Raw genomic sequence first — 20,706 nt, 5'->3', positions numbered from 1 at the left:
TAATCCAGGAAAGATTATTTTATCCTCGTCCAAAGCGGCCTGACCTGCCTTGCTGATTGTTTTCTGCAAAACGTTTACTGTTGTTATTTCCTTTTCCACGATCATCACCCCTGCCTTGTTGTGGTTGGCTGAAGTTACCTTGTGAGCGTTGAGAGCCGTTACCTCTATCAAAACCTTGTTGTCCTCTGCCCCGGTTATCGTTACGATCATCAAAACGGTCATTGCCCCGGTAATCGTTGCGGTTATTATTATAGTCATTACGCCTTGCATCGTATCTTGAACTATAGTAATTATGGTTTAGGTACGGGCGGTTAGCGTGCACTTCATATCTGCGCGCGGTACGCCAGTCGTAATTACGGTAGCCGGGCAAATATGCGGCTGACACCCAACGGCCACCATTATTATAGTAATAAGCCCGTTCGCCTACGCTGTAATATGCGCCTACATCGGGTAGGTAATAGTAATCGTTATAATAGGCATCGTAAGCGATGGGTGGTGTAGCGATGGGTACGCGAACTACGGCAGGACCACCAAAATTGACACCTATACTTACTCCTATTTGTGCATTGGCGGTTGTACTTAGTAAACTACCTGCTGCTATTGCTGATAATAAAATTAGCTTTCTCATTTTGTTATAATTTTATAGGTATGACTATGGTGGTGAGGCAATAGTTTAACCTGTAAAGCCACATAAATACAGTGCAACACAAACATTACAAAATGATGTTGTTGGGATGGCATGCTGAACTTTTTCCAGCATCTCACTTCTTATGTGTGCCTAAACAATTACGGCATGACAATTATACTGAGTAATTAAGCACTTTTTAAATACCTGGTGGCCAGCATCACTTCGGGGCTGATGGTTTCCTTGCGTAAGGATACGGTTTTCAGGTCTTCTATCAGGTAGTTATTCCTTAATTCATTTTCAGATATCACTACGCTAAAATCGGTAAACTTTAAGCCTTCTTCATATGGATATACGGTATAACCGCGTTTGCTGGCATCATAGTCACCTAATTCAAATATTTCTTCTTGATTTTTACCTTTTATGCGGGCACCACTCACCAGTTGGTACGCGTCGGTTATGTGTTGAAAATCGTTGTTCTTCATAGCGCTTAGTTAAATACAATCAGCGTGCCAAAAGAAACGGCTTGGATAATTACGATGTGTGTTAATGGGTAGCACCTACGGAGCTAAAATTGGGGGTTGGGATTATGCTACAAATAGGTAGCTCCTACGGAGCATATAAGCTCCATAATTATTTATTACTAAAAATTAACTCTACAAACATTATAAACTAATGCATTTATTGCTCCTTAGGAGCTACCCCTTTGTAGAAAAAACAAAAAAGACGGCTTTGCTCCGTAGGTGCAACCCACCGCAACATCTATGCAAACCAATCAAACAGATCGTTTTGCTTCAATTGAGATTTTTCTGTCGAACTAATGTCCTTTGTTATAACACCCTCCGCCATTTGTATAATGCGGTTGCCATAGCCAAAAGCATCTTTTAAATTATGGGTGATCAAAATTGTGGTCAGTTTAAAATCATTAGTCAGTTTATCTGCCGTACGCATCACTATCTCAGCCGATCGTGGATCTAAGGCCGCTGTGGGCTCGTCTAACAACAAAATTTTACAACTATCCATAACACTCATCAACAAAGTTAAAGCTTGCCTCTGGCCGCCTGAAAGCGTGCCCATTGGCTGATCCAGTTTATCTTCAAGCCCCATACCCAGTGTAGCAACCCTATCGCTGACTTTTTGCTTAAATATATCGGTAACGCCAATGGTTAATCCTTTGGTTTGGGTACGTAAAGCTGCTAAACGGAAATTATCCAATATACTTAACTCAGATGCCGTTCCACTTAGCGGATTTTGAAAAACGCGTGCTATCCATTGGCTGCGTTCATAATCGGCCAATTTGGTTACATCCTGTCCGTCAATACTAACCGTACCTGATGTTGGCAACACGCTGCCCGCAATTAAGTTCAATAAGGTTGATTTACCTGACCCGTTTGAACCCACAATAACCACAAACTCGCCATCCGCAATTTGCAGGTCGACACCATTAACCGCATCAACCTGGTTGGCCCTTCCTTTATTGTAAACCTGATGTACGTCTGCTAATTCAATCATCCATTAAATATCGCAAATTTCTACACCTTGCTTTAATGATGCTATTTTATCATCACGTTTAGGTACAAACTCCTGGCCAACGTAACCTGTGTAGCCAGTAGCCTTAATAGCGCGCATTATAGCAGGATAATATAGTTCCTGGGTTTCATCAATCTCTGCACGTCCCGGCACACCGCCGGTGTGGTAATGCGAAAAATACTGGTGATTTTTTTGAATAGTTCGTATCACATCCCCCTCATCAATTTGCATATGGTAAATATCATACAGCAACCTAAAGTTTGGCGAATTAATACGTTTTACCAATTCAACTCCCCATGAAGTGCGGTCGCACTGGTAATCTTTATGGTCAAATCTGCTGTTCAACAGTTCCATGGCTATTATAACATTATTTTTTTCGGCGAGGGCTACCAACGGCTTTAAGCCTTCCACACAGTTGTTCCACCCTGTTTCATCATCCATGCCGCGCCTGCTGCCGCTAAAACAAATCAAATTTTTATAACCTTCGGCCGCAACCATCGGTATCATTTTTGAATAATTTTCAAATAACTTGGCGTGATTTTTTTTATCATTAAAGCCATCAGTAAGGTTTATCTCGGCACCGTTACACATAGAAGAATGCAAGCCATGTTTTTTTAATGTTGGCCAACCATCGGGACCTACCAGGTCGATAGCTGTAATGCCTATGGCTTTTGCAGCAACACACAGCTCTTCGAGTGGAATTTTATAGCACCATGCACAAACAGAGTGATTGATATTTCCCTTTAATTTTGAACTCATTTTAGTGGTTGCTGATGGTGTAAATGAAGATAGTACCCCTGCCGACATTACCGAGGCACTGCCTGCAATAATATTTTTTATAGCTGATCTGCGGTTTTGTTTTGCTGCCATGATTTATAAAATTGGTAAGTGAATATAGCAAAAAAGCAACATAGAGACTATGTTGCTTTTTTTATTAATGAAATATTTAGCTATTATACTTGTACAGCAGCAGCTGATTTGCCACGGCCACGCATGTAAATGGTTAAGCCAATAAACGCAACTACCAATACAATAGGAATAACCAGTGTAGCCTGTAAAACCAGCTTACCTGCAGTAAGTTCATTACCCGCTTCTGCAACTATCTTGTCATAATAATCACCCATAAACAAAGTAAAGATAGATACGGCAAACATACCTGCACCACCCATCAGGTTTAAACCTAATGCGCCTGTTTCTGGCAAATACGTATTTACAAAACCCAGCATTGTTGGCCAAAAGAAACATACACCCATACCAAATATTATGGCGGCAAGATATAACATAGGACCTGTTGTTACAGTAAACATAAATATACCCAATGCTGCCAACGCCGCAGATAATACTAACAACGCCTGTGGTGTGATCATTTTAAGTACAGGTTTGGCAAACGCGCGACCCAGTATCATTACTCCAGTCTCAAGCGTTAATAATAATATAGCATTGTCTGATACGTTTTTCAATAATACATTTATCCATTGTCCGGTAAATAATTCGGTAATGGCTGTGCCGAACATACAGATGAACATAAACAAGAAAAGTGGGGCAAGTACAGCTTTTAACATACCACTATAACTAACTCCTGCTGCTACACGCTCGGTAACCGGGAAATCCAATTTAGAGAACAGGAATCCGTATATTACAGTTGGTATTAACATAGTACCAACCTGAACCTGCCAGCTTAAATTAAGTTTTACAAATAAAAACACTACCAATGTACCTATAAAAATTCCGCTTGGGAACCATAGGTGGAAGTGATTCAATTTAGTTGTTTTGTTATCGGTATACAAACCTGCAACCAGCGGATTACATGCAGCTTCTACCGTACCGTTGGCTATACCTACTAATAATGTTGATAGAAACAGTGTCCAGTAACCGTTTGCAAAAACGGTAAGTACAATACCTATCAAATGGAAAAGGAAAGCCAATACCAGTAACCTTTTCATACCAATAAGATCAACTACCAACCCTCCAATAACTATGGCCAAAGGGAAACCCCAAAAAGCAGCAGCAGTTATTGATGACAGTTGAGTTTTGTCAAGGGCGAAATCAACTCCAAGTTTATCGAGGATACCTGCCCTGATACCGAACGAAAGCCCGGTTACTAATAACGCCAAACAGCTGGCGATAAATAATTGTGAACGATTAATTGATTGCATGAAAATAGGTTTTAAGTTTATAATTGGTTTTTAAATATATAATTTTTAATATATAATTTTTAATATATAATTGGCTAATAAATATTTTCAACATTTTAAAAGTATCCCACAAAAAAATCCCCTCAGGTGGAGGGGATCTTATTTTTATATACCTAGCACACTTCGGTTCAATTGTTCATCGGCACCTGTGCCGGCAAAATCATCAAAAGTTTTTTCGGTAACGCGGATGATATGATCTTTAATAAAGGTAGCGCCTTCTCTTGCACCATCTTCCGGATGTTTAAGGGCACATTCCCATTCCATCACTGCCCATCCTTTAAAGTCATACTGCGCCATTTTGCTGAATATCGACCTAAAATCAACCTGTCCGTCACCTAATGAACGGAAACGTCCGGCACGATCAACCCAACCCTGATAACCGCCATAAACTCCCTGGCGGCCTGTTGGGTTAAACTCAGCATCCTTAACATGGAACATTTTAATACGCTCATGATAGATGTCGATAAAGTCCAGATAATCTAAACACTGCAATACAAAGTGCGACGGATCATACAGCAAACAAGCACGTTTATGATTTTTCACTTTATCTAAAAACATTTCATAGCTAATACCGTCATGCAGGTCTTCGCCAGGATGTATCTCGTAGCAAACATCAACGCCACTTTCGTCAAAAGCGTTTAATATTGGCTCCCAGCGTTTGGCTAATTCGGTAAATCCGGTTTCAACCAATCCGGCAGGGCGCTGCGGCCATGGGTAAACCATTGGCCATAATAATGCACCGCTAAAAGTAACATGCGCATTTAAACCTAAATTTTGTGAGGCTTTGGCCGCGTATTTCATTTGCTGTACTGCCCACTCTTGCCTTGCTTTTGGGTTATTATGGTATTGTGCCGGGGCAAACCCATCAAATAACTTGTCATAAACCGGGTTAACGGCTACTAATTGTCCTTGTAAATGGGTTGAAAGTTCGGTTATTTGTAAGCCATAGCTATTAACCAGTCCCTTAATTTCATCAGCATAAGTTTTACTTTCAGCTGCCTTTTGAAGATCGAAATAACTGGTTGCCCAAGTAGGTATTTGCACACCTTCAAAACCGAGGCTTTTTGCCCATTTACATATATCTTCTAAAGTATCAAAAGGTGGTTTATCCCCTAAAAACTGCGCTAAAAATATTGCAGGTCCTTTAATAGTTGTCATATCAATTTATATATTAAAATTAGTCCACTTTTCATTCGATTTATCTGAAGCCACTACATTTTCAACAAATGCCATACCTCTTACGCCATCCTCAATGCCCGGGAAATCCAATGCTTCAGGACTGGCTTGTTTACCTTCAATACCTGCTTTAATGCTTAAAGCAAAATTGCGGTATAAGTTGGCAAATGCTTCTAAATAACCTTCAGGGTGGCCGGCAGGTGTGCGTGTATTGTGGGTAGCAAATGAGCTAACATAACCACCGCCTGTACGCCATATCTCGGCAGGTTTGCCCAACCAGGTAACTTTTAAAGTATTAGCGTCTGATTGCTGCCACTCTAAGCCGGCGTTTTCGCCGTATACACGTATTTTAACATTATTTTCTTCACCTGCAGCTATTTGTGATGCAGTTAATACACCCGTTGCGCCATTATTGAATTTTAATAAAACTGCACCGTCATCGTCTAACTTACGGCCCTCAACTACAATATTCAAATCGGCACATAGTTTAGTAACCTGCAAGCCGGTTACATACTCGCATAAATTAAAAGCGTGGGTACCAATATCGCCCATGCAGCCGGATATACCGCTTTTTGCAGGATTGGTGCGCCATTCGGCTTGTTTATTGTCGCCGCCTTCTTCAAATTTACTTAGCCATCCCTGCGGATACTCTACATAAACTTTACGGATAGCACCTACTTTACCGCTTTTAATTAATTGCTTAGCCTCTTTAACCATTGGATAGCCTGTATAAGTATGTGTTAAGCAAAATAACTTATCAGTGTTTTTAACCACTTTTTCCAATTCTTTAGCTTCTGCTAACGAGAAGGTCATAGGTTTATCTAAAATAACATGAAACCCGTTTTCCAAAGCCATCTTAGTAGGATCAAAGTGAACATGGTTAGGAGTAACAATGCTAATTACCTGTACACGCTGATCTTCGGGCAATTGCTTTTCTTTTTCAATTAACTCCTGGTATGAGCTATAAGCGCGATTAGCATCTATACCCAACGCAACACCGCTTCTTTTTGATTTTTCGGCATTGCTGCTAAATGCACCGCAAACCAATTCGTACTCGTCATCAATACGGGCGGCAATACGGTGTACAGCACCAATAAAGGCTCCTTCACCCCCGCCAATCATTCCTAAACGTAATTTCATTTTTGTATTATTTTTCAATTTATGGTAAACAAATAACACCTTTACCAAAGCGTTTCAAGGTGATTTTTTATATTTTAATTCGACGTAGCAATATTACTTTTTTTGATACTCAATAGGAAATATTGGGAATAACAAATCCGTATTACTCACAAAAGCTATTTTTTTGCTATCGGGCGAAAAAGATGGCGTATTGATAGTTCCCTGCCCACCATATAAATAAGCTATCACCTCTGGTTTACCACCATTTATAGGCATACGTTGTAAATATACATGCTTGTAAAAGGGGTGGTCATCAGGTTTCACCTCTGTTTGCAGGAAAGATATATATACGATAAACTTGCCATCAGGCGATACGTGCGGAAACCAATCGTTAAAATCGCTATGTGTAATTTGAGTTTGCTCGCTGCCATCAGGCTTCATGCGCCATATCTGCATATGGCCCGACCGTACCGAATTGAAATAAATATACTTACCGTCGGGGGTAAATTCACAGCCATCATCATAAGCTGGATCGGTTGTTAGCCTGGTTTCTAAACCACCGTCAGGGGATACCCGATAGATATCTGAGTTACCATCGCGAGTGCTCATGAAAACAATAGATTTACCATCCGGCGACCAGCTATGGATATAGGATGGTGCAACCGTAGTTATGCGTTTTGGAATACCACCGGTAATAGGTACAACATAACCTATTGATCGCCCGTTATCAGGACCGCCACGTACACCAAAGCTACTAATGGCCAACATTTTACCATCAAATGATATCACGTGATCATTATTATTACGTTTAACATCACCTGTATTTAAAAGCGTCGGTTTATTGGTCGCCAAGTCGTAAGTATATAACAAGTCGTCTTGATTATATAATAGCTTTTTACCATCCCGGGTCCAATTTGGCGCCTGTATAGATTTGTTATACTGGTAAATTACTCGGCTATTTTTGTTAGCCAGATCTAATATCTCAATATTGCTGCCTATGTAATCAGTGTAGGGTTTAAAATCGGGCTTTGCCGGCACAACTATCCTTACATTACTAAAAATTGCTTTTTCAACAGCTTTATCATTGTGAGCACATAAAAATATACCTACATAAACGTCGTCGCCAATTTCGTCAGTAGTAAAAATATCATTCGTAAAGGGATCGCCTTGCTTAGCAACCGACATGGTATAAACGTTTCCCCTTCTTTCTAACTGTATAACATCAGCACCTAATACTTTTGATTCAATTTGCCTGGTACTGTCATTATCTTTTAGCCTATACTGTATGGCTGATTTATTATTGCCATGCCTGGCTACATCCACATATTTTGCTCCGGCATCCAGACCTGAACGTATCATTAATCCCAGCTTACGGTTATCAGCCGCACCAGGATGTGCAATAAAGCGCACATTGGCCCGTAAAATAAAATCGCCTTTAATTTTGCGCCATAAGTAGTGAAACGCATCTGTAGTGCCCCAAATATTAGCTCCGGATGATGTTAAAGTGTATTGCTGTGTTGTTGCATTGTAGGTAGCATTTCCTTTGGGTTTAACATTACCAACATCTCCCTGACCCTCAAAGATGCCGATAGATTGTGCGCTTACGCTGTAATTAATGGAAATTACTGCTAATATAAGCGCAAGTAAATAAAATGATCTCTTTCTCATTGAGTTGGTTTTGATGATTTTTAGATAATTGGTTGTCTAAGGTAAAAATTCTATCTGTAAACAGGCAAATTTTTAAGTTGGTTAAACTAAAAAAGGGAAGCATGTACGATATGCTTCCCTTTTTTATAGCAGTAAAATTACTGCACTATTTAGTTACCAACATTTCAGACCTATGTTGCTGCAAGGGCATTTCTACTTTACTTTTCACACATACCGTATTGGCTTTACAGTATTTTTCATTAAATTCTGCTTTAGAGTCTTTATATGATTTTACAGCACCTATCATACTCATGAATTTTATATAGTACCAAGCGCTATCAACCTGGAAAGCTTTAAAACCAGAACGTGCGCTTGTAGGGAACAAATGGTGATTATTATGCCACTCGCCTGCTACTATGCCCGGCCATACCTGGTTAATAGACATATCATCCCTGTTATAATCCACACCATCGCGTCGCTTATCCTGTCCTTTGCCATGGCCCTCGTAATTAAAAGTACGCACACCAACCGCCCAAACAGCTGCCGAACCAAATACGGCACATGCCAAGCCCAACCCACCTAAAAAATATAACGCAACAAACCAAAATGTCCAGTTTAATAAAACACTGATAATGGTACGTACAGGATTAGCCAATGTGCCCCAGGTTTGATACTGGGCATAAGTATTGGTATTTACGCCGGTATGCCTCATTAATTTAACACAACTGGCATAATCTTTTTCGCTCATATCACGCGCTATAGGCTGGTGATTTACATCCGCCAAAAAACAGTATAAAAAACCGCCGCCTGCATTGTATGGATCGCCGGGCTTATCGGATAAGGCATGATGCACATGGTGCGATATGGCATATATCTCTTCCGGGATGATCTTGAGTGTTAAATTTTGCGTAAAAAATCGCCAAAAATTATTGGTGAATTTATAGGCGCCATGTGTGCAATACCTATGGTGCCAAATAGTGCCATGCGTGCCCATGATGATCATGCTGTACACAAAAGCAATTATAAATAGTTTAATGGAAAAATATTTGAATATGAATACAAAAAGAAATGGCGCTAAAGCCAGGACCAAAAACCAACTCATAAAGGATAGCCAGTTTTTTTTATCCTTAAAAACATTTAAGCGTGAAAAAAATTCTTTTAAAATTTGACTTGGGGTCGGTTTGGAGAGAGCTCCATTTTCATCCTGCCACCCATAAGTCGGCGGATGCAATACATTATTTAAAAAAGACATTAATTAGGGTTTATATAGCATATTTGCTCCCAATATAACTCTTTAAATCTAAGAAAAGTATTTTTCCTGAATTTTAAAAAAATTTATCTTTTATTAAAATTTTTAAATATTTCTGTTATTTCTAGGATGATACCACGCATCGCTCATCTGCAAGAAGTTGTTTGCACTGTTCAAAATCCGCTGGAATGGCTATATCAGAAAGTTCCTGCTTGTAATTTTGTTTGATCTCTTTTCGCCTGCGGGCCTCTATAAAACGGCGCACCTGGTCTTTGTTCTCCAATATCAACCCCGGTATTTGTACCGGTTTGTTGTTATCGTCTTTAGCCACCATGGTAAAGTAACTGGTATTGGTATGCTTTACTACGTTGGTTTTTACGTTTTCGGATATCACTTTAATGCCTACCATTAACGAGGTTTTACCCACATAATTTACAGATGCTAATAATGATACCAATTCTCCTACCTCAACAGGCTCCAAAAAATCAACCGTATCAATAGATGCGGTTACGCAATAATTACCTGCGTGTTTAGCCGCACAAACATAGGCCACCTTATCCATCAGTGATAGTAAAATTCCTCCATGTATCTTCCCACCAAAATTGGAGTAGGATGGTATCATTAACTCGGTTATGGTTGTTTCAGAAAAACGAACAGGTTTATAGGTTGATTGATCAGAAAGTGTTGGCATAATGCTCTAATTATAACTTCAAAAATAAACTATTACACCACATTACAAATAATAATTAACCATATAAGCTGTTGTAATAATTGTTAAATTGCCTTTTATATGATAAAAATTACCCTACCATTTTTATTGACGCTAATAACCCTATCAAATTGCTTTGCCCAGGATATAATTAAGCGCACGCGTAAAATAACACCTGAAGTAACCGAAAAATATACCGCAATTATTGGAACCGACAGGGAAATTAAACAAGGCATATACCAGGCATTTTACAACAAAAAAAAACCAATTGCCGTCGGCAAATACACTGATGATAAAAAAACCGGAACATGGCAGTTTTTTAATAAACAGGGCCAGCCAATTCAACGTTATAATTATGACACCAATACATTACAACTTGAAACTGCGGAAGATGAAAACTCAAATATGATATATGACTTTGATGCTTCCGTAAAAGATACTGACCTATTAACCAAACCAGTGAAACCTGGCGGGCGTTATTATGGATATTTACCTTATTTAAAATGCTTTACACTTCCGCGTGATATGCGGGAAGTGAATCTGGATATATATTATGTGGTAATGGAATTATTAATAAGTCCGGGAGGGCGTTTGGCCGAATTTAAATTTCATATTAAAACACCGTTTGACGACGATTTTGACTGGGTAATAAATGTTAGCCCTAACCGATTATTTGAGGAAGATAAAAAATTTATTCCCGCTACGTTGAACGGCGAGCCTATATCATCGCAGATTACGCTATATTGTTATATAACAAAAAACAACACCATTGATATGAACTAAAAACGCCCGGCATTGCTGCCAGGCGTTTTAAATTTTTAGTGACTATGGTGTCCATCCGGCCCGTGTGCATGGCCGTGCGACAATTCCTCTGGAGTTGCCGGCCTAACGTTCAATATCACACCTTTAAAATGTAATGATTGTCCTGCCATTGGGTGGTTCAGATCAACAATTACAGCATCTTCTGCAATTGATACTACCTGGCCCTGGAAACGGTTACCATTGTTATCCTGCAAAGGCAATATAGAGCCGATTTCAGGCAGATCAGCGCCATTAAACATATCTTTAGGTAGGTTGGCAATAGCATTCTCGTCAACCTCGCCATAGCCATCAGCTGCTGATATGGTAAAATCATAATTATCACCTGTTGATAAGGTGCTTAAATTTTCTTCAAATTTTGGAAGCATCTGGCCCACTCCAAACAAAAATGTTAATGGTTGTTCCTGTGTTGCGCTTTCAACTAATGCTTCTGTACCGTCTTTGGGAGAATATAGATCATAAGTTAATGATACTACATGGTTTGGTGCAATCTTCATTGAATTTTTATTCTTTTTTGGTTAATTAATTAGCACCCTTCGGCACATTGTTATATATTTAAGTATTGTGTTATTCAATTTGTTTTAAAGCGTCTGCAATATTAGTAACGGGTAATCCGCAGGTTTTATTTTTACACACAAATATTTGCGTACTGTTACCAAACCTGTTGAGCAGCAAAGGTAAACTTCCTTTTTTACCTCCCAACATTATTTTATTAGGGATGTAACTATTTTCTATATGGATACGATAGTTTTCAAAATTATCTCCTGTAATGGCTACTTCATTAACTCCCACAATCTCATCAAGCAACAACATGGCCCAGTTTGAATAAGCCGACGCATACTTCGCCATAAAAGGCATTACATTACGAAGCAATTGTGCTGATATTTCAATGTACTCTTCTTTATCAAACAACAAACCCATTTTTTTCAAATTGCGCGCCATAGCCGAGTTTGACGCGGGTGTAACCCCATCCATAATTTCAGATTTTCGGGCTATTAATTGCTCATCATCGTCGGCGGTGTAATAAAATAACCCGTTGGCTGCATCGTAATAATGGGCGATGGCATTATCCGTTAATTGGATAGCTTGCTGTAACCATTGTTCGTCAAAAGTCACTTCGTACAAAGCAATTAAACCATCAATAATATTGGCATAATCATCTAAAAAAGCCACCTTGTTATCGGCCTTATAAACGCGTGTTACACGTCCATTGCTAACCAGATTATCAATAATAAAATTGGCATTTTTTAAAGCCAGGTTAAGGTACTCCTCGCTATTAAAAGCGCGATAAGCATCGCACAACCCTTTCAACATCAAGCCATTCCACGAGGCTAATATTTTGTTATCTAACCCCGGGCGGATACGTTTACTGCGGGCATCAAATAATTTTGCTTTGGCCGATTTTATTTTTCCTTGCAGATCAGCTACCGGTATATTTAATTGCTCTGCTAACTGCTCATCAGTTTCACGCCTGAAAAATACATTGGTGTGTTCCTCTTCCCAGTTACCCCGTGAGGTGACATGGTAGTACCTATTAAACAGATTAGCATCATTACCTAAAATACTTTCTATCTCGCCTTTGCTAAACACGTAAAACTTGCCCTCTACGCCTTCGCTATCTGCATCTAATGCCGAATAAAAGCCACCCGCGGGCGATAATAATTCCCCCACTGAAAATTTAATAGTTTCGTTAACTACTTGCTGATATAAATTATCTGCGTTCCAGGTATAAGCTTCGGCATATAAACTGATCAGCTGAGCGTTATCATACAGCATTTTTTCAAAATGCGGTACGTGCCAAACACCATCAACGGCGTATCGGGCAAATCCGCCGCCTATATGGTCATAAATGCCGCCATAGGCCATTTTTTGCAGGGTTAGCTTAGCCAGAGCGGCAATTTCATCATCCTTAAATAAATGCGCGTAGCGTATTAAAAACTGCCAGTTATTAGGCATCGGGAACTTTGGCGCATTGCCTAAGCCACCCTCTATCCTGTCAAGATACTTCTTCCAGTTATCAATAATTGGCTTTAAGGTTTCGTTATCATATTCCTGGTGCTCTTCAACCAGGTCAAGTGTTTCATACTTTTGAATACCATCGGTTAAGCGCACTGCATATTCTTCTGCTTCTTCGGGCTTATTTTTATAAAAGTCAGCCAGGTTAAATAAAAGGCTGCTCCAATCATTTTTGCGAAAATAGGTTCCGCCATATATAGGCCGTTGATCGGGCAGGCAAATACAATTTAGCGGCCATCCGCCGCGGCCGCTCATTAGCTGTACGGCGCTCATATATATCTGGTCAACATCGGGGCGCTCTTCGCGGTCAACCTTTATACAGACGAAATATTCATTCATTACAGCGGCTACACTCTCATCCTCAAAACTTTCATGTTCCATTACATGGCACCAATGGCAAGCCGAATAGCCGATACTTACTAATATCAGTTTATTTTCGTCTTTTGCTTTTTGCAAAGCTTCGGCACCCCATGGGTACCAGTTAACCGGGTTGTTGGCGTGCTGCAATAAATATGGTGAGGAAGAGTTGGCGAGTTTATTCATAATGAAGTGCTAAATTGCAATAAGCATTTTAATTTAAAGTTATTTGAGCGTGAAAAGTTTTGATTATGACCTTCAGGTGTAGGTCTACAATTATTCAAATCAAAAATATATTTCGTTTCTTTGCTTCATTAATTAACTGAATTACATGTCTTCAATAAAAAATTACCTGCTATTGGCGTGCAGTTTGCTGGCTATGGCACCTACTACGTTTGCACAAACTGCAACTGAAAATACAACTTACGATCATCAGGACCTTTTTGGCCCTATAACCTGGCCTGTTACCAGTGGTAATACCCGCTCGGCAAGTGGCAAGCCCGGAGCAGCCTATTGGCAAAACCGTGCAGATTATCAAATTCGTGCTACGCTTAATGAAGCTCAACAAGACACCACCATAACCGGCGAAGTTGGCATTACCTACACCAACAATAGTCCTGACGAATTGAATTATTTATGGCTGCAGTTGGATCAAAACTTATTTAAACCCGATTCGCGCGGCGGTGCTACCACCCCATACACCGGCGACCGCTTTGATGTAAAAGGGTATACGCAAGGCGGGTATAAAATTGCTTCTGTATCAATCACCTATAAAAATCAAACCTATACCGTTACCCCGGTAATTACCGATGCGCGTATGCAGGTGCGTTTAAAAACACCAATGACTGCCAAGGGAGATAAAATACAGCTAAAAATAAACTATAGTTTCTCTATCCCTTTTTATGGTGCCGACCGTATGGGACGCAAAAAATTCCAACAAGGTTATGTCTATGAAATTGCCCAATGGTACCCGCGCATGTGTGTGTATGATGATGTAGAAGGATGGAACACTTTACCGTACATGGGTTTAGGTGAGTTTTACCTGGAGTATGGCGATTTTGATTATTACATAACTGCCCCTGCAAACATGGTAGTTGTGGGTTCAGGAGATTTGCAAAATGGTGCGGAAGTACTTACACCTATCCAACAAAGCCGTTTAAACAATGCCCGTAACAGCGATAAAACAGTAATGGTTATTACACCTGATGAAGTTGGTAAACCGGATACCCGTCCCGCTAAAGGTACATTAACCTGGCACTTTAAAATGCAAAATACCCGCGATGTAGCTTGGGCCGCGTCAACAGCGTTTATTATGGACGCTGCAAGGGTTAATTTTCCATCGGGACGTAAAGGCATTGCTATATCAGCCTACCCACGTGAAAGCGCGGGTAATGATGCCTGGGGCCGTTCGACTGAGTATTTAAAACATAGTATGGAAATATACTCCAAAGCTTATTTTGAATATCCATGGAACTCGGCTGTAAACGTATCGGGCGTAGCATTGGGTATGGAATACCCGGGCATTATATTTTGCCTGAGTAATTATAAAGGCAGCCGCTTATGGGGCGATGTAACCCACGAGATAGGCCATAACTGGTTCCCCATGATAGTAGGCTCAAACGAGCGCAAATACATGTGGCAGGACGAAGGTTTTAACACCTTTATTAATGAACATGCCTCACGTGAATTTAATAATGGCGAGTATGCCGATACCGCTAAAAAAGCGCAAAGCATATTAAGGGGGTTTAAAAATAGCAAGGATCCATTAATGACCGCATCAGAAGCTATTGGCCTGAATGATTATGGGCAATATTATAATAAAACGGCTCTGGGTTTAAATATGCTGCGCAATGTAGTGCTTGGGCCAGATCGTTTTGATTATGCTTTTAAACAATATATTGACAACTGGGCATTTAAACACCCCTTACCTTATGATTTTTTTAGGGCGATGAATGATGCCGCCGGCGAAGATTTGAACTGGTTTTTTAAATCGTGGTTTTTTACTACCTGGAAAATAGACCAGGCCGTACAGGATGTGAAATATGTAAGCAACCGCCCTGAAAATGGCGCGTTGATCACCTTGGTTAATAAAGAAAAAATGGCTATGCCGGTTGACTTGAAAATTACTCAGCAAAATGGCAAAACAGAAACCATACATCTGCCGGTAAATATTTGGCAGCGTAATGGTACCTGGACCTTTAAATATCCGTCAACATCAACTATTACATCTATCGTGCTTGACCCTGACCACGAACTGCCGGATATTGATTTGAAAAACAATGTTTACACTGCGAAATAATCTATGTTCTGTAATTTTAAAATACACGATTATGCTGCTGCAGGCGCGATAGTGCTTACTTCTTATAATTTTGGGATAAATTATTCTTTGGGCAAGTAGCAATATATAGTCTGAGTCATAATAAAAAAAAGCCGTTTCTTTAATTAGAAACGGCTTTTTTTGAAGTGCGCCCACCTGGGCTCGAACCTATCTTTACTATCGACTGATAATCAATGAATTATAAAGTTTTCGTCGTTTGAGGTAGTTACATAGGTAACACGCCCTATCGACTATACAAATATAAGAATTTAATGTTAAAATGATACTTTGAACCAGTTATAAGGATATTTATTTTCTTCAAATTTACTCACAAAAAAAGCCCCTCGCCGATTGGCAAGGGGCTTTTCATTATAATTGATGCGGGTTACTTGCAGCAATCTGCTTTAGTACAGGTAGTCTTTGCACATGTCTGTCCTTTAGGGCAACTGGTACAGGTAGCCTGCTTTGATTTTGCTTTTTTAACAGGTGCAGTAACATTTGCCATTACAGAAGTTGCGGCAAACGCGATTGCCAGTATGCTTAACATTATCTTTTTCATTTTTGATTTTTTTAAAAAGTTAAATAATATTTCTATTGAACGGTTTAGGCTGTCCGGAGATTATTTAACAGGCTTTCGGCGGTTTCCAGTTAGTTTTATGGTAATCGGATAAATTACCGGTTATATAAAGAGAAACTGGTTTCCTAAGCATCAATGAAACGTTTGATTGTAATCTTAATGTACAAACAGGGATAAACCCGCAAATACTACAGGAAAATAGCATGGTACAGCCCGGTTTTTCGGAACCACCGGCCTCATCTTTAGCAGGGTTATGATGACAAGTATCCTTACCGGCCAGTTTTTTGCAGCAATCCATTTTTGCAGAATTGGATGCAGTGTTTGCCATCCCCGGAAAAGTGGACAGGAATAACACACAACCAATAAGCAATATTGCTATATACTTCATTAAACAAATATATTAATTTTTTTGAGCGGGCTTTAAAATGTTTCGCATTCCCTATCAGTTTTTGACCTTTAACAATCCGGCGTTTATGGCCACCACAACCGTACTGACTGTCATCAATACTGCCCCTATCGCAGGACTTAGTAAAAGTCCCTGATTATACAACACCCCGGTTGCCAATGGCAATGTAACCACGTTATAGCCTGTCGCCCAAGCCAGGTTCTGTATCATTTTCCGGCAGGTTACTTTACCGAACAATATCAGGCTGACAATATCTTTGGGATATCACCGTTACCATCTTTCCATCGCAAAGGCTAATAAGGTAATCATTGATGAATCAGCTATAAATAGCTTAGAATAGATTCCAGTTGATGTTTTTCTGTCCGTCAATATCCTTCATAAATCACTCCTGAAGAGGCAGTTTCTTTCAATTCAATTCTTTTTAACGATGTAAGAAGAGGTTTAATTTTATTCCACAACCATATAACTAATATTTCGCTGGTAGGATTCTCTAACCCCGGTATATTGTTTAGAAGTTGATGATCAATAATTTTAATTATCTGTTGAATAGCATTTTTCAAATCAGCATAATCTACCACCCACCCGTGCTTTTCCATCAAATCGTCCTCTAGAAAAACAGTGAAATTATAAGTATGCCCGTGTACGGCCCTACACTTATGCCCATCAGGCACGTTGGGTAAAAAGTGCGCCGAATCGAATGTAAACTGCTTATATATTATCATAGCGTCAAAACTGTGCAAAATAGGTATGTATAAAAATGATTTAAATCACATTATTATTTAATCATTATCATTGAATAACAGACACAGATCATCGAATTTTACACATTATCATTAAAATGCTTATGCAAGCAAATATTGGGTCAGGGATTATACCAGAGAAAATATCTGATTTTATCAAAATAAATAAGGTGGCCACCATTTGTTGTGTAGATGAATTTGCTTTTCCGTACTGTTTCAATTGTTTTTATGTCTTTCAAGAAAAAACACATCTACTGCTTTTTAAATCTTCGGACACGTCTTTCCATTCAAAATTGCTTTCAAAAAACTCCAAAATAGCTGGGACAATCCTACCAACTAAATTAGATTTATTATGCCTCAAGGGAATACAATTTTCAGGCAAAGTATTATATAACGCTCCTGGACAAATTCAACCTTGCGATATTTATCATAAAACATTTCCTTTCGCCATTGCAAAACCCGGAAATGTGTGGTGTATAGCTTTAGAAATGGTTAAAATGACAGACAATACGCTCATTTTTGGAAAGAAGCTTGAATGGAATAAAGGTAATTAAAGAAGAATGAAACGTGAGGGAAACTGATGAAAATAACGCGGATTAAAAACTGATTAAGTCGGATCAGTATCTAAAATTATTTTTCAATTAAAATACTTACTGCATTACCTCCGAAGCCAACTGCGTTTATCAATATTTTTTTCAATGGTCTGTTTGAATATTGGTGGGGCAAATAAGGCGGCTGAATAAACTGATTATACTTTAACATAAGTAAAGCCATTTCCATACTTAGGGCCCCCGAAGCTCCAAAAGTATGGCCAATTTTCCATTTGTTACTAGTTAAAAGAGGCTTACTTTGGCTAAAAACCGCATTGATTGCATTCATTTCAAAATTATCTCCCTGAATTGTACCAGGAGAATGTAGAACAATTACATCCACACTTTCTAAATCATGTCCTTTGAGTGCCATTTGCATGGATTTTTGTAAACATAATGCATCTACAGAAAGGGAGACCCCATTACTAATTTTTTCTGTACCATAACCAAGTCCGGTTATGTGAGCAAGTGAATGACTGGATTTCAATTCAAGGCAAAAACTGGCGGCTCCTTCACCCAAAATCATCGTATTATGTAGTTTACTGAGATCCATAGAACGGCAGGGATATTTATCATCCAATGATGAATAAATTTTAATGGCTTTCATTTGTGCAATGGTAAAAGCTGTTAAAGGAGCCTCGCTCCCTCCTGCTAAAAACCGGGAACAAAAACCTGATTTTAACCAAACTATTGCATTGGCCATTGAATGTAAAGCGGTTGAGCAAGTAATTGAATGCGAAATAACCGGGCCTTTTGCACCTAAATCAGCAGCTACCCAACTGGCTATATTACCCAGGGTTGTAGTTGGAGAAGTTAATGGATTAACAAATCGTTTACCGCTTTCGATAAATTGAGTGTGATATTTTTCAAAAGTACCGGTAGCACCTCTGGAAGAGCCTATATTAATACCAAATTCTGCATCTTCACCCCATCCAGCTTGCTCAATAGCTATCCTCGATGCCGCCATCGCATATAAAACACTGCGATCTAACTGTTTGTATTGCAACCTTTCTGAACTAATATCGAGTATTTTCGCCTTGGCTTCTTCAGAAAGTGGAGCGCACCATTCTATTCCACAAGGCAATTCTATTTTATTGCAGTAATGTTGGTTGTCCTGGTATTTATCCCAAACAGTTTCGCTATCTACACCTAATGGAGAAATTCCACCCCAGCCGGTTATGGCGATTTTTAAATTATTCATTAAGTATTATACCTTATCAAGGTGTGGAAATCTAATTTCTGTTTTTGCCTGGCAAAAAATAAAGCCAGAAAAAACCAATCAGGAAAAGAACGAACGAAGCAATGAAGGCAGGAAAAGCGATGTCCGTATTTTCATTAAGCGCATTATTGAGAGCCGTATAAAGAAGCCAAATTTGAATATTTAAATTCAAAATAAGTACAAGAATCAAACTAAATATTAAGTTTCCTTTTTTGTTGGGGTGGGCTTGGTCCTGTGTTTCTCTAAAATTACTCATAATATTGTTTCTATGCAATAAGACCTGGTAATGTAAAATTTAAATATTATTATCCTTCGAAAAAACTTCTGGCGATGCCTTCGTAAACGCTTTGACGAAGACTTCTTCACCCTTTATAAATACTTCTAATTGAGGCAATGGTCTTGGCGGTGGACCAGCCAATACTTCACCTGTCATGGCATCAAACCAACCATTATGGCAAGGACATTCGATCTTTCCGGTTTGAGGCTTATAATATACGGCACAAGACAAATGAGTACACTTTTGCTCATAAGCCCTCCATTCTTTATTCTCCAGACGAATTAAAATATACGGAATTTTACTGCCCTCTAATACAAATGCCTTGGTGCCACCTACAGGCAATTCATCCTGTTTGCATACCAAATGTGCTCCGGTAACTTCTTCGGGCGGGAAAAAGTTTGCTTTTACGGCAACATAAGCACTCCCGGTAGCCATTCCCCCGGAAACCAGACACAGAAATTTTGCAAAATTGCGCCTGCTTACCTGATTAGATTCAAGTGCATGTACAGGGAAATCGCGTTCCCATTGCTTATTGTTAGTATCATCGTTATTCATATTATTCAATCTATTTTTAAAGAAGTACTTCCTTTTGGCATCATGAGATTCACTTTCGTGGTAACGGTTTCTTGTCCGAATTGAAAAGTGTTAATCGGTGTGCTGTTCGGCCTCATTTTCGCTATCTCTTCGCGGGTACCATAATAGAGTGCTCCACTTGGGCAAACGGTGGCACACATTGGCTTTTTACCAGCACTTGTACGGTCATAGCACATGTTGCATTTCATCATCATGTCATAAGGCTCGCTTTTAATGGGAACTCCGAACGGACAGGCTACTACACAATTAGAGCAACCAATACATCTGGATGTATTTGCCGTATGCACTACTCCAAACTCGTCTTTGCTGATGGCGTCAGCTGGACAAACATTTGCACAAACGGGATCATCACAATGCATGCAAATCTGTACTGTAGTTTGGATGGTAACTGCACGTTCTACATAATTTACATGAATCATTGACTCATGCCCATTGGTTTCACATTCTCCACATGCTACCTCACAAGCCTTACAGCCGATACAGCGTTGCATATCGACAAAAAACTCCAGATCCGTTTTATAATTTGTAACAGGCATAATAAATT

At 39.4% G+C, this 20,706-nt stretch carries 22 protein-coding genes and 1 pseudogene; 3 read left to right on the top strand and 20 right to left on the bottom strand.

Annotated elements, in window-relative coordinates:
- Nucleotides 1-19 precede the first annotated feature (19 nt).
- The 10 genes from ACYVJ6_RS05820 to ACYVJ6_RS05775 form a co-directional block, all read right to left on the bottom strand.
- Entirely contained in the window at nt 20-628 is a 609-nt protein-coding gene (locus ACYVJ6_RS05820; protein ID WP_460693086.1) for a hypothetical protein, read from the bottom strand.
- A 185-nt stretch (nt 629-813) separates the two neighbouring features.
- Nucleotides 814-1,110, bottom strand: a complete 297-nt coding sequence (locus ACYVJ6_RS05815) for a hypothetical protein (RefSeq protein ID WP_460693085.1) — start codon at nt 1,108-1,110, stop codon at nt 814-816.
- 277 nt (nt 1,111-1,387) lie between these two features.
- Nucleotides 1,388-2,137, bottom strand: a complete 750-nt coding sequence (locus tag ACYVJ6_RS05810) for an ABC transporter ATP-binding protein (protein ID WP_460693084.1) — start codon at nt 2,135-2,137, stop codon at nt 1,388-1,390.
- Nucleotides 2,138-2,140: 3 nt separating this feature from the next.
- Nucleotides 2,141-3,025, bottom strand: coding sequence for a hydroxypyruvate isomerase family protein (locus tag ACYVJ6_RS05805; RefSeq protein ID WP_460693083.1), 885 nt, complete (start codon nt 3,023-3,025; stop codon nt 2,141-2,143).
- Nucleotides 3,026-3,108: 83 nt separating this feature from the next.
- Nucleotides 3,109-4,311 (bottom strand): MFS transporter, encoded by a 1,203-nt coding sequence (locus tag ACYVJ6_RS05800; protein WP_460693082.1) that lies wholly within the window; start codon nt 4,309-4,311, stop codon nt 3,109-3,111.
- A 144-nt stretch (nt 4,312-4,455) separates the two neighbouring features.
- On the bottom strand, nt 4,456-5,508 hold the full coding sequence (locus tag ACYVJ6_RS05795) for a sugar phosphate isomerase/epimerase family protein (protein ID WP_460693081.1): 1,053 nt from the start codon (nt 5,506-5,508) through the stop codon (nt 4,456-4,458).
- Between the two features lie 6 nt (nt 5,509-5,514).
- A complete protein-coding gene (locus tag ACYVJ6_RS05790) occupies nt 5,515-6,666 on the bottom strand; it encodes a Gfo/Idh/MocA family protein (RefSeq protein ID WP_460693080.1) in 1,152 nt (383 codons plus the stop codon).
- Between the two features lie 93 nt (nt 6,667-6,759).
- Nucleotides 6,760-8,313, bottom strand: coding sequence for a TolB family protein (locus ACYVJ6_RS05785; RefSeq protein ID WP_460693079.1), 1,554 nt, complete (start codon nt 8,311-8,313; stop codon nt 6,760-6,762).
- Between the two features lie 145 nt (nt 8,314-8,458).
- The gene (locus tag ACYVJ6_RS05780) at nt 8,459-9,544 is read right to left on the bottom strand and encodes a fatty acid desaturase (RefSeq protein ID WP_460693078.1); all 1,086 of its coding nucleotides are present in this window, start codon (nt 9,542-9,544) and stop codon (nt 8,459-8,461) included.
- Nucleotides 9,545-9,665: 121 nt separating this feature from the next.
- The gene (locus ACYVJ6_RS05775) at nt 9,666-10,232 is read right to left on the bottom strand and encodes an acyl-CoA thioesterase (RefSeq protein ID WP_460693077.1); all 567 of its coding nucleotides are present in this window, start codon (nt 10,230-10,232) and stop codon (nt 9,666-9,668) included.
- 99 nt (nt 10,233-10,331) lie between these two features.
- On the opposite strand from ACYVJ6_RS05775, the gene ACYVJ6_RS05770 reads away from it, so the two are divergent.
- The gene (locus ACYVJ6_RS05770) at nt 10,332-11,033 is read left to right on the top strand and encodes a hypothetical protein (protein ID WP_460693076.1); all 702 of its coding nucleotides are present in this window, start codon (nt 10,332-10,334) and stop codon (nt 11,031-11,033) included.
- Nucleotides 11,034-11,068: 35 nt separating this feature from the next.
- Here the strand turns inward: ACYVJ6_RS05770 and ACYVJ6_RS05765 are convergent, their stop codons facing one another.
- On the bottom strand, nt 11,069-11,566 hold the full coding sequence (locus tag ACYVJ6_RS05765) for an FKBP-type peptidyl-prolyl cis-trans isomerase (RefSeq protein ID WP_460693075.1): 498 nt from the start codon (nt 11,564-11,566) through the stop codon (nt 11,069-11,071).
- A gap of 70 nt (nt 11,567-11,636) precedes the next feature.
- On the bottom strand, nt 11,637-13,628 hold the full coding sequence (locus ACYVJ6_RS05760; RefSeq protein WP_460693074.1) for a thioredoxin domain-containing protein: 1,992 nt from the start codon (nt 13,626-13,628) through the stop codon (nt 11,637-11,639).
- Nucleotides 13,629-13,773: 145 nt separating this feature from the next.
- Here ACYVJ6_RS05760 and ACYVJ6_RS05755 point away from each other — a divergent pair, with 145 nt between their 5' ends.
- The gene (locus ACYVJ6_RS05755; protein WP_460693073.1) at nt 13,774-15,741 is read left to right on the top strand and encodes a M1 family metallopeptidase; all 1,968 of its coding nucleotides are present in this window, start codon (nt 13,774-13,776) and stop codon (nt 15,739-15,741) included.
- A gap of 403 nt (nt 15,742-16,144) precedes the next feature.
- Here the strand turns inward: ACYVJ6_RS05755 and ACYVJ6_RS05750 are convergent, their stop codons facing one another.
- From ACYVJ6_RS05750 to queD, 4 genes and pseudogenes are all read right to left on the bottom strand, one after another.
- Complete coding sequence (locus ACYVJ6_RS05750; RefSeq protein WP_460693072.1) at nt 16,145-16,318, bottom strand: hypothetical protein; 174 nt, start codon at nt 16,316-16,318, stop codon at nt 16,145-16,147.
- Nucleotides 16,319-16,382: 64 nt separating this feature from the next.
- The gene (locus tag ACYVJ6_RS05745; RefSeq protein ID WP_460693071.1) at nt 16,383-16,724 is read right to left on the bottom strand and encodes a hypothetical protein; all 342 of its coding nucleotides are present in this window, start codon (nt 16,722-16,724) and stop codon (nt 16,383-16,385) included.
- A 54-nt stretch (nt 16,725-16,778) separates the two neighbouring features.
- A pseudogene (locus ACYVJ6_RS05740) lies at nt 16,779-17,003 on the bottom strand (heavy metal translocating P-type ATPase); the annotation flags it as partial.
- 104 nt (nt 17,004-17,107) lie between these two features.
- Nucleotides 17,108-17,464 carry a 6-carboxytetrahydropterin synthase QueD gene (gene queD, locus ACYVJ6_RS05735; RefSeq protein WP_460693070.1) on the bottom strand — a complete coding sequence of 119 codons (357 nt, stop codon included), beginning with the start codon at nt 17,462-17,464 and terminating at the stop codon, nt 17,108-17,110.
- A gap of 122 nt (nt 17,465-17,586) precedes the next feature.
- Between queD and ACYVJ6_RS05730 the strand changes: the two genes are divergently transcribed.
- Entirely contained in the window at nt 17,587-18,036 is a 450-nt protein-coding gene (locus ACYVJ6_RS05730; RefSeq protein ID WP_460693069.1) for a pyridoxamine 5'-phosphate oxidase family protein, read from the top strand.
- Nucleotides 18,037-18,112: 76 nt separating this feature from the next.
- Here the strand turns inward: ACYVJ6_RS05730 and ACYVJ6_RS05725 are convergent, their stop codons facing one another.
- From ACYVJ6_RS05725 to ACYVJ6_RS05710, 4 genes are read right to left on the bottom strand one after another with little or no spacing between them, the layout of a single operon-like run.
- Nucleotides 18,113-19,273 (bottom strand): beta-ketoacyl-[acyl-carrier-protein] synthase family protein, encoded by a 1,161-nt coding sequence (locus ACYVJ6_RS05725; RefSeq protein ID WP_460693068.1) that lies wholly within the window; start codon nt 19,271-19,273, stop codon nt 18,113-18,115.
- Nucleotides 19,274-19,304: 31 nt separating this feature from the next.
- Nucleotides 19,305-19,547 (bottom strand): DUF6755 family protein, encoded by a 243-nt coding sequence (locus ACYVJ6_RS05720; RefSeq protein ID WP_460693067.1) that lies wholly within the window; start codon nt 19,545-19,547, stop codon nt 19,305-19,307.
- 39 nt (nt 19,548-19,586) lie between these two features.
- Nucleotides 19,587-20,123 carry a QcrA and Rieske domain-containing protein gene (locus ACYVJ6_RS05715; protein WP_460693066.1) on the bottom strand — a complete coding sequence of 179 codons (537 nt, stop codon included), beginning with the start codon at nt 20,121-20,123 and terminating at the stop codon, nt 19,587-19,589.
- Nucleotides 20,124-20,128: 5 nt separating this feature from the next.
- Nucleotides 20,129-20,698, bottom strand: a complete 570-nt coding sequence (locus ACYVJ6_RS05710) for a 4Fe-4S dicluster domain-containing protein (protein WP_460693065.1) — start codon at nt 20,696-20,698, stop codon at nt 20,129-20,131.
- Nucleotides 20,699-20,706: the final 8 nt, after the last annotated feature.

The organism is Mucilaginibacter puniceus (genome assembly GCF_054783175.1).
The sequence above is the reverse complement of the archived record's forward strand: the minus strand, read 5'-3'. Positions and strand labels throughout refer to the sequence as shown.